Source organism: Candidatus Planktophila sp. (genome assembly GCA_030681675.1).
Classification (GTDB): Bacteria; Actinomycetota; Actinomycetes; order Nanopelagicales; family Nanopelagicaceae; genus Planktophila.
In genome coordinates this window covers 181,857-191,547 of sequence record JAUXRP010000017.1, presented here as the reverse complement: position 1 = coordinate 191,547, position 9,691 = coordinate 181,857, and the positions used below count along the sequence as shown (strand labels likewise).

12 protein-coding genes are annotated in these 9,691 nt (G+C 46.5%); 6 read left to right on the top strand and 6 right to left on the bottom strand.

Features of this window, described 5'->3' with window-relative positions:
- A partial coding sequence (locus Q8K48_05950) for a hypothetical protein (GenBank protein ID MDP1851944.1) occupies window positions 1-267 on the top strand: 267 nt, incomplete at its 5' end.
- Here the strand turns inward: Q8K48_05950 and Q8K48_05945 are convergent.
- The 3 genes from Q8K48_05945 to Q8K48_05935 are packed head-to-tail and all read right to left on the bottom strand — an operon-like array spanning window position 264 to window position 3,275.
- Window positions 264-1,688: a cytosine permease gene (locus tag Q8K48_05945; GenBank protein MDP1851943.1), complete on the bottom strand. Its 1,425-nt coding sequence runs from the start codon at window positions 1,686-1,688 to the stop codon at window positions 264-266. The two genes, Q8K48_05950 and Q8K48_05945, sit on opposite strands and share 4 nt — an antisense overlap.
- A 13-nt stretch (window positions 1,689-1,701) precedes the next feature.
- Window positions 1,702-2,532 (bottom strand): NAD(P)-dependent oxidoreductase, encoded by an 831-nt coding sequence (locus tag Q8K48_05940; GenBank protein MDP1851942.1) that lies wholly within the window; start codon window positions 2,530-2,532, stop codon window positions 1,702-1,704.
- Window positions 2,529-3,275, bottom strand: coding sequence for an enoyl-CoA hydratase-related protein (locus tag Q8K48_05935; protein ID MDP1851941.1), 747 nt, complete (start codon window positions 3,273-3,275; stop codon window positions 2,529-2,531). Before Q8K48_05935 ends, Q8K48_05940 begins: the two co-directional genes overlap by 4 nt.
- A gap of 72 nt (window positions 3,276-3,347) precedes the next feature.
- Here Q8K48_05935 and Q8K48_05930 point away from each other — a divergent pair, with 72 nt between their 5' ends.
- Together Q8K48_05930 and Q8K48_05925 are read left to right on the top strand one after the other, a co-directional pair.
- Window positions 3,348-3,668, top strand: a complete 321-nt coding sequence (locus Q8K48_05930; GenBank protein ID MDP1851940.1) for a LuxR C-terminal-related transcriptional regulator — start codon at window positions 3,348-3,350, stop codon at window positions 3,666-3,668.
- 171 nt (window positions 3,669-3,839) lie between these two features.
- Window positions 3,840-4,421, top strand: coding sequence for a hypothetical protein (locus tag Q8K48_05925; GenBank protein MDP1851939.1), 582 nt, complete (start codon window positions 3,840-3,842; stop codon window positions 4,419-4,421).
- Window positions 4,422-4,499: 78 nt separating this feature from the next.
- On the opposite strand, the gene Q8K48_05920 is transcribed toward Q8K48_05925, so the two are convergent.
- Together Q8K48_05920 and Q8K48_05915 are read right to left on the bottom strand one after the other, a co-directional pair.
- A complete protein-coding gene (locus Q8K48_05920) occupies window positions 4,500-5,597 on the bottom strand; it encodes an inositol-3-phosphate synthase (GenBank protein ID MDP1851938.1) in 1,098 nt (365 codons plus the stop codon).
- Between the two features lies 1 nt (window position 5,598).
- A complete protein-coding gene (locus tag Q8K48_05915) occupies window positions 5,599-6,129 on the bottom strand; it encodes a PadR family transcriptional regulator (protein ID MDP1851937.1) in 531 nt (176 codons plus the stop codon).
- A 221-nt stretch (window positions 6,130-6,350) separates the two neighbouring features.
- Between Q8K48_05915 and Q8K48_05910 the strand changes: the two genes are divergently transcribed.
- The 3 genes from Q8K48_05910 to Q8K48_05900 are packed head-to-tail and all read left to right on the top strand — an operon-like array spanning window position 6,351 to window position 8,980.
- A complete protein-coding gene (locus Q8K48_05910) occupies window positions 6,351-7,610 on the top strand; it encodes a solute carrier family 23 protein (protein ID MDP1851936.1) in 1,260 nt (419 codons plus the stop codon).
- 26 nt (window positions 7,611-7,636) lie between these two features.
- On the top strand, window positions 7,637-8,281 hold the full coding sequence (locus tag Q8K48_05905; protein MDP1851935.1) for a LysE family translocator: 645 nt from the start codon (window positions 7,637-7,639) through the stop codon (window positions 8,279-8,281).
- 15 nt (window positions 8,282-8,296) lie between these two features.
- Window positions 8,297-8,980 carry a PD-(D/E)XK nuclease family protein gene (locus Q8K48_05900; protein ID MDP1851934.1) on the top strand — a complete coding sequence of 228 codons (684 nt, stop codon included), beginning with the start codon at window positions 8,297-8,299 and terminating at the stop codon, window positions 8,978-8,980.
- Here the strand turns inward: Q8K48_05900 and Q8K48_05895 are convergent.
- The gene (locus Q8K48_05895) at window positions 8,977-9,678 is read right to left on the bottom strand and encodes a lysophospholipid acyltransferase family protein (protein ID MDP1851933.1); all 702 of its coding nucleotides are present in this window, start codon (window positions 9,676-9,678) and stop codon (window positions 8,977-8,979) included. The genes Q8K48_05900 and Q8K48_05895 overlap by 4 nt on opposite strands.
- Window positions 9,679-9,691 lie beyond the last annotated feature (13 nt).

Genomic DNA, 9,691 nt, shown 5'->3' with positions numbered 1-9,691 from the left:
GTTGCATCTATGACTCCTGTAGTGGCCGAACTTAGTCAGGGCTTATCTGGTGTGCAGGAACATGTTTTGTGGTGGTCGTTAGCCTTTGGAGCAGATTTCGGAGGCAATGCAACGATTGTTGGTGCCAGCGCGAATCTTGTAGGTATCGGTCTTGCACATAAAGCAGGGATAAAGATCTCGTTTTGGCATTTTTCTAAGTACGGCATAGTTGTTACCGCTGTCAGTATTGCGATGGTCTATCCATACATCCTATTTTACTATTTTTAATTAATTTGCTCCTGCAGAGCTATAGTTTTTCGAGATAGCGCAATGTGCCCAAAGAAGCCGATCGCCAGAGCAAAAATCACACCTACATTTGCATAAGCCCATGGACCGTCTTTCCCGCCAATTGCGCCAAGAAAATAGCCCTGCCAGGACAACCACGAAGCGAAAGAGTTGGTAACAAAACCCCAACCGATAACTGAACCAAAAGCCATTAACGTGATGGATTTAATATTCCAGGCACCATATCGGCCTCGTTGATTAAAGAGATCAACTTCAGAGTATTCATTTCTGCGCATTAAAACATCCGCGACAAAGATGGCCGACCACACTGCTACTGGAACTCCGATTGTTATTAAAAAGCCCTGGAACGGGAAGAAGAATTTTTCGGCAAACCACACAATGTAAATTGTGCCTGCCAACATAATTAATGCATCAATGGAGGCGGCAATATGGCGCTTTACCGGTAGACCGATTGAAACCAGCGTTAAACCTGACGAGTAGAGATCAAGAATGGCGCCTCCCACTAAGCCAAGAATCGCAACGAGTGCAAAGGGAATTAAGAACCATGTTGGTAACAAAGTTGTAAGTGCACCAATCGGATCCATTGCAATGGCATCGCTTAAATCTTTACTACTACCTGCTAAGGCTGAACCATAAATAACAAGAACTATGGGCACAATTGATGCACCTAATACGGTCCAACCAACGACCGCCTTGCTTGAAACTGTACGGGGTAAATAACGTGAATAATCGGCTGCGGCATTAACCCACCCTAATCCGATGCCAGTGATTCCAAATATTAATGCACCGATAAATGCTTGAGTGCTGCCATCTTTTATTGCCATGACCGCTGACCAATTAACGGTGTCCACTGTAAGTACTATGTAGAGAAAAGTCATGAATATGGTGATGAGCGTCAGCCACTTCTGAAGGCGCATGATTGTAGAAAAACCTAGCACTCCCCCAAAAACAGTGAGCGAAACGGCAACGACAAAGCCAATAATTAAAGCGAGATTATAATCAATATTCCCAACTCGCATAAGTACGGTTCCGGTGGCAAGAGTTGCAAGTGAGACCAAAACAGTTTCCCAACCAACGAATATTAGATATGACAGCGCACCTGGGACGATATTTCCTTTAACGCCAAAGGCAGCGCGCGACAAAATCATTGTGGGGGCATTTGATTTTTTACCTGCAAGGGAGCTAATTCCCACAACTAGAAATGAGAGAACGGTCCCGATAATTGCGGCATAAGTAGCCTGTCGAAATGAAACGCCGAAACCTAAGAAAAAAGCACCGTAAGAGAGCGCTAATAATGAGACATTCGCTCCAGCCCAAGGCCAAAAAAGAGTGCGTGCTTTTCCATGCCGCTCAGCTTCGGCAATGACGTTAGGACCATTGAGTTCTAAATCAAAAATAGGCATGATATTTTATTCCCTAATCCAAAAAGAAATCTTGTAGGAACTCTGTTGTTCCAGGAGTGACTGAGTACTTCTCAAGATTGGTGATGCCCTCTGATGCTAAAAGTTCGTCATCAACAAAAAAGTTTCCTGAACACTGGGATGCTGGGCGATTGAAAATAATATAAGCGGCATCGGCCAAAATTGCCGGTGTACGACCGGCAGTCGCATCGATGCCCGGAATCATTTGCAGCGCGGCAGTATCTATCACAGTGCGCGGCCACAGGGCATTGACTGCAATACCATCGCGCTTGAACTCTTCGGCCATTCCCAGAACGCACATACTCATTCCATACTTTGCCATGGTGTAAGCAACATTGTTTTTAAACCATTTTGGATTCATCGACAGTGGCGGTGAAAGATTTAAAATATGGGGATTTCGTCCCTCAAGGGCGGATTGACGAAGATAAGGTATGGCGGCTTGGGAGGTTAAGAAAGTGCCCCTTACGTTTACATCAAACATTAAGTCAAAGCGTTTAGCTGGCGTCGCTTCAGTTTTCGTCAGATTAATTGCACTGGCATTGTTTACAAGGATATCGATTCCGCCAAAGGTATCGGCAGCTAATTTTATGGCCTCTTGAATTTGAACCTCATCACGCAGGTCGCATTGAATCGGAAGCGCCGCGCCGCCAGCTGCTTCAATTTCGGCTGCCGCAGTGAAAATTGTTCCGGGAAGTTTGGGATTAGCCTCGGTCGTCTTTGCCGCGATCGCCACCGATGCGCCATCGGCGGCGGCGCGAAGAGCTATTGCTAACCCGATACCTCGTGAGCCACCTGTAATAAAAATCTTCTTTCCTGACAAGGTCATGATGAACCTTTCTTAGCCATGAACTTCATGAAGGCCTCCATGGCCTCATCGGATTGCAGTGCGAGAGCAAAAATTTCGAACTCAGCTCGCATCACGGCGGCAACTGAATCATGGTTGCGCGCTTTCAATAGCGCCTTGGTATTGATAACTGCCTGTGGTGGTTGTTCGGCAATCTGCTGCGCAATTCGCGTTGCAGCTGCGAGTGCATCACCATCAATCTCTGCAATTAATCCCATTTCAAGGGCTTGAGTTGAACTAAAGCTCTCACCAGTTAAAAAAATCTTTGCTGCTCTTTGATACCCTACTAGAGATGGAAAGAGAAAAGTAGATCCAGCTTCAGGTACTAGACCCAGTGAGACGAAAGGCATTGAAAAATTTGCAGTTGGAGTTGCAACTACGACATCACAGTGCAGCAACATTGTGGTGCCAACTCCTACGGCATTTCCCTTAATGGCGGCGATTAACGGCTTTGGAAAATTCAGCAGGGCTGCCAAAAAAATGGCGACCTCACTTGAATCGGCGGTCGGTGGGTTGTCCATAAAATCAACAATGTCGTTTCCGGCGGTAAAATGATCGCCCTCGCCGGTAATAATCACGGCACGGACGCTGAAATCGCCCGCCGAATCGTTGAGCGCTTTAGCAAGATGGGCATACATCCCCCGTGATAAGGCGTTCATCTTTTTTGGGCGATTAAAGGACAGGTAGCGTACTCCCCCTGAAAATGTGTCCAAGATTTCACTCATTAGAGCATCCTAGAGGTGTACTTCTCATAAGTCATGAGGCAAGATTAATCCACCACGGAGAGGTGCGATATTATGACTAGAGATATAACGATTTCCACACGCGAGCTTTCGCCATTCGAACAGTTAGTCCTGCAATTAGTGTGCGAAGGTAAATCAAACTCTGCAATAGCTACACAGACTTCACATAGCGAAAAAGTAATTGAAAATACCGTCAGTCGTAGTGCGCAAGTTTTTGGAATTAAATCCGATGGTGATACTAATCTTCGAGTTTTATTAGCGTTAGCCTTTCGAACGCATTATGGCGATAAAGCATTTGATCAACTCAATGTCCCATGCTCACATATGGTTGTCGGTCCCGATGGAAAGTCGATCTGCGATCGGCATGTGGATTGACTCCTTATAGTCGCTTGCATCACATTTAGCTGAGGGCTACCCCTCTAAAATTCTAATCAAACTCTCTGCGAGGGCTGTCCCTCGCACTTTCTGCTGTGCATTCACTCTCAGGAGAGATAAGTTAGCAGCACATCTACAAGAGATGTTTAAAAGGGAGAGAAGGTAAGGAAAATGAAGCGTATTACTTTTGACAAGATTGTGACTTTTGTGGGTTTTGGGTTAGCAGTATTTCTGTTAATCGCAGCAGGACTACTTAACTGGGGTGCAACATTTGCAGGTGGCACTGTGGCATCACAGTTAGAGGCACAGCAAATTACTATGCCAGCCGAGAATGGCGATCCTAACGCCGATGCAACAACCGTTGCATTCTTTAAGGAAAATGGAGATAAAATTATGAGTACCGGCAAACAAGCTCAAATGTATGCCGATCACTATATTGCCTTCCATATGTCAGCCATGCCACCTTATGCAGCTGCATCAGGTGCATCTCGCGCAGCAGCTGCAGCGTTAGCAGCAGATCCATCTAATCCAGAATTACAAGCTGCAGCAGCCAAGGCAAGCGCAACTGTAGAAACTGTATTTAAGGGTGAGACACTTCGTGGAATGCTCTTAAACGCATATGCATTTGGAACTCTTGGAGACATCGCAGCAATTGCTGCGAAGGTTACTTTCGTTGGAGCACTATTAATGTTCCTCTTTGTAATCTTAGGGATTCGTCATATTCGTCGCACTCCTTTGGATGCGACGATTTAACCCTCAACTCTCCGTGAGGGGTTAGAAAAAGCCCCTTGGCTCTATGCCAAGGGGCTTTTTCATGCGCTAAAAGTGTTTTTATCGCTCTAACGTACCGGCGATGAAATCCTCTAACTTGTCATGAGCTGCCTCATCGGTATATTGAATCGGCGGGGTCTTCATGAAGTAGCTAGATGGGGAAAGCAACGCTCCACCGATCTTGCGATCCAAGCCAATCTTGGCACAGCGAAGTGCATCGATAATTACTCCCGCTGAGTTAGGTGAATCCCACACCTCTAATTTATATTCAAGGTTAAGTGGAACATCGCCAAATGCACGGCCTTCGAGGCGAACGTAGGCCCATTTGCGATCATCTAACCAGGGAATGTAATCAGAAGGTCCAATGTGAACATTCTTATCTCCCATGTCATGATCGAGTTGAGATGTAACCGAATTAGTCTTTGAAATCTTCTTGGATTCAAGACGATCACGCTCGAGCATGTTCTTGAAATCCATGTTTCCACCGACGTTTAATTGATATGTACGATCTAAGTGAACTCCGCGATCTTGAAACAGCTTTGCCATGATGCGGTGAGTAATAGTTGCACCAACTTGGCTCTTAATATCATCACCAACAATTGGCAAACCTGCATCAGCAAACTTCTTTTCCCACTCTGGATCAGAGGCGATAAAAACCGGTAATGCATTTACAAATGCGCATCCAGCATCAATTGCACATTGTGCATAATTCTTTGCAGCTAACTCAGAACCGACGGGTAAATAACAGATTAAGACATCTACGGCTTCATCCTTTAGCACCTGAACCATATCTACTGCAGGCGCTTCTGATTCGGTGATCGTCTCTTTGTAGTATTTACCGAGACCGTCAAGAGTAACTCCTCGCATAACTGGAACACCCGTTTGTGCGACGTTACTAAATTTAATGGTGTTATTTTCACTAGCCCAGATAGCATCGGCTAAATCAAGACCGACTTTCTTAGCATCGACATCGAAGGCCGCGACGAACTTTATGCTAGAGATGTGGTATCCCCCAACAACTGCGTGCATCAAACCTGGAATCTCTTGATCTATGGCCGCGTCCTTGTAATAGGTCACTCCTTGAACTAAAGAGTTAGCGCAGTTTCCTACGCCAACAATTGCAACACGGATGTCGCCTTTACCCGTTGTTATATTCACTTTATTTCCTCTCGGTTTTGATCATGTCTTCCAGCCAAGCGATCTCTCGATCAGCTGACTCCAGAGAGTGACGTCGCCACTCCTCTAGATATTTATCGATTCCGATCGGTGACTTCTCGAGTTCACCGCGCAGAATTTCTGCCTTTTCCTTAAGGCGACGATGGCGCCCCTCAAGAATTCTTACTCTGTTCTTTGACGATGTTGGGGAGAAAAAAGCAAAGCGGATTTCGAATCCCTCGTCCTCCCATGTATCTGGGCTGACGGTTTCAGTTAATTCAGAAAATCTTGTAACCCCTTTTTCTGTAATGGCATAAACAATTCGCGAGCGCCTCGACGTTGTTTCAACGTGGCTCTCTGCGATTACTCCAGCCTCCATCATCCTTCGAAGCTGTGGGTAGAGAACTGAGAATGAGAGCGCTCGAAAGGGGCCAAAAATCGTTCCCATACGCTTTCGTAGCTCATAGCCATGCAAAGGGCCTTGAGAGAGAAGACCTAAGAGTGCGAACTCAAGGGAGTCACTGCGTGAGCGCATTGTTTCAACCCCTCAGAATCTACTATCGCTTTATATATCGAATCGATATATCTAAAGGTAATATATTGCGATACCCCGGCCGCTGCAACTCCTGATGAGCCTGGCGATTCGACTCTTCCCCTCGAGAGGGTGTGGCGTACGCCTGAGTAGCCCTTAGAGCGACCGTACCCTGAGTTGTAGCGCCCTTCACCGCCGAAGGGCCCTTAGAAGCTGGAGGAGATATGTCTCTGTTTACATGGAAACTTCATGGGGATGGTAAATCAATTTCATCGGGCGAGGTCGTTTCTACCGATGAACGCCTTACCTGGCCCCGCACTTTTGGTGTCGGACTCCAACACATCGCTGCGATGTTCGGTGCCACGTTCCTCGTTCCCCTCATAACTGGCTTTCCACCAACGACGACACTCTTCTTCTCCGGTGTTGGAACTCTCATTTTCTTAGCACTGACTGCCAATAAAGTACCAAGCTACCTTGGATCATCCTTTGCATTTCTTGCACCGATCGCCGCTGCAAAATCCGGGGGTGGAATGTCGGCAGCCCTTGGGGGCGTTGTAGTTACCGGTCTTATTTTGGTGGCAGTTGGTCTCATTGTTCGCCAAGCTGGAATCGGTTGGATTAACTGGATGTTGCCTCCAGTAGTTACAGGAACAATCGTCATGGTCATAGGTTTAAATCTAGCTGGAGCGGCTAAAAACAATTTTGCTGCCGGACCCACCGTTGGTGTTATCACTCTTGCATCAATCGCTCTTATCGCTGCAGGCTCTCGTGGTTTCTTAAGTCGGATCAGTATTTTTGCCGGACTTGTTATCGGTTACGGTTATGCCTACGCAATGGGAGATGTTAATACCGATGGTATTTCTGCAGCGAAGTGGTTTGATCTTCCTACTTTTACATCACCTACATTTGATGGCAAAGCGATAGTTTTATTCTTACCTGTAGTTCTAGTTTTGATCGCTGAAAATGTCGGCCACGTTAAAGCGGTGTCGGCTATGACAGGCAAGAACTTAGATGATCAAATGGGAACTGCGCTAATGGCCGATGGAGTTGCAACGACTCTGGCCGGTATCGGTGGTGGATCAGGTACTACAACTTATGCCGAAAATATTGGTGTTATGGCAGCTACTCGAGTTTATTCAACAGCGGCATATTGGATTGCAGGTGTTGGTGCTATCGGACTATCACTTTCTCCTAAGTTTGGCGCAGTTCTAAGCTCTACCCCTGTCGGCGCACTGGGCGGTGTGGGAGTGGCGTTGTTTGGAATGATTGGTGTGCTTGGTGCACGCATATGGATTGAGGGTAAAGTCGATTTCGCCAATTCAACGAATTTAATCGTTGCTGCATCGGCGCTCATTATCGGTATCTCAGATATGTCATGGACCCGTGGGGATTACACCTTCAATGGCATCATTAATGCAACAGTGGTTGCAATTGTGGGATATCGAGTATTACATTCAATCTCATCGTCTCGAGGTACGAACTAACCAATTTCTTTGGCTAAACTAGATTTATGGTGATTCCATCGCGGCTAACTGAATACATTGTGGCTGCGATGGTAATCATTCTAGCTCCAGGACCGAGTGTTTTATTTGTCATTGCACGCGCAATTTCCTGGGGGCGCACAGTAGCGATTTTTACCGTTGCCGGAAATGTCACTGGCTCTTTTGTGCTCTCAGTTTTCGTTGCCATTGGTCTTGGGCCGCTCTTGCAGAGATCTGAACTCGCCTACACCGCAGTCCAATGGGGTGGAGGTCTCTATTTAATGTATCTAGGTGTAGATGCCATTAAACATCGAGCGGTACATGCCGCCGATATGAGAAATCAGGGAGATAGTGCACCTTCCGTTGCTCGCTCCATTAGAGATGGTTTCTGGGTCGGCTCCCTTAATCCCAAAGCGATAGTTTTTTATGCAGCTGTTCTACCTCAGTTCATCGATAGAGAGCGTGGCAGCGTTACCGCTCAATTAATTTTTCTCGGTGCTATCTTTTCAACGCTGGCCTTTATTTCTGACGGTACATGGGGACTGCTTGCCGGAACGGCGCGTCAATGGTTGGCAACCGATGCCACACGCATAGAAAAGCTCCGTGCCGGTGGTGGTTCAATCATGATTCTCTTAGGTGTTGCAGTTCTAATCTCAGCCATTGTCAGCCCTTAGATAGAGAATACGAGTATGAAAAAACCGATAAAACCAGCCCGTGAATTTATATCCCCTTCCGATTTAACTTTTGGACTATCAACCTGCAAGCGTTGTCTCTGGATTAAATACTGGTACAAATTAAGCGCGCCTCTGCAAATGCCCCTAGTTGGTACGCTCTCGGCGCTACAAGAGGAGAAGTTTCACAACGCAGATATGCCAACAATTGATTCAACTCTGCGCCCTGGGACCATCACCAAATGGGGAGAGTTTGTTAAAAGTAAACCATTGCGTATAAATGAAAGTGAAACGCGCTGGCGCATCCTAGGCAAATACGATTTAGTGGCGACAAATACCGATGGCACTCTCGGTCTTATTGACTGCAAAGTATCTGATAGCCAGAGAGATAGCGGTGTTTTTTACTCACCTCAATTAGAGGCATACTCATATGCTCTGGAAAATCCCGCTGCAGGAAGAGGGCAGATAGTTGCATCACAAGGTCTGCTGATTTGGAAGCCGGTAAGTGCAATTGGTGATGACCGAAGTTCTTTTGCTTTTGGCGTTGACCAAAAGTACGTTGCAGTCGAGCGTGATTCTGCACATTTCTTAAGTGTTATCGAGGATTTTATTAATGTATTAGAGGCAGAGCTTCCAGATCCTGGCTCCGAGTGCACAACATGTATTTATTTAGGGGCACGTAACGCTTTAGACAAACTCTAATCTTCTTCGCCTGCAACGTTTATTTCATCGGGATTGCTTTTTTTCGGTGCATAAATATCTATGTACTCTTGACCTGACATCTCTTGGATTTTACTCATTATCTGATCGGTCACAGTGCGCAGGTATTGCAAATCAGTTGAATCTCCATCGAAATACATGGGCTCGCCAAAGACCATTCCTACACGATGCAAATTTGGAATTACTTTTCCGGTTGGCTGAATCTTGTCGGTATTAGACATCGCAACGGGGATAACCGGCGCACCAGATTCGATTGCTAGACGGGCGATGCCAGTCCGGCCCTTATAGAGTCGACCATCTGGAGATCTAGTTCCCTCTGGGTAAATTCCCAAACAGTCACCTTCGGCCAAAACCTTCAAGCCCGTAATAAGAGCGGCCTCGCTTCGGCGTCCACCAGATCGATCTACCGGAACTTGGCCAAGTGCGATGAAAGTTAACTTCTTCATTAAGCCCTTTGGACCAGGAGATGTGAAGTACTCGCTCTTTGCCAAAAAAGTCACTTTGCGTGGAACCACCAGGGGCATAAAAATCGAATCGCTAAAGGAGAGGTGATTTGAGGCGATGATGACCGGGCCTTTAGCGGGAACATTTCGCAAGCCCTTAACCTTTGGGCGAAAAGCGCTCATTAAAAATGGCGTGAGGAAGGCGCGCAAGAGACCATAGGGGAGTTTGTTGAGCACTCGCCTAATTTAG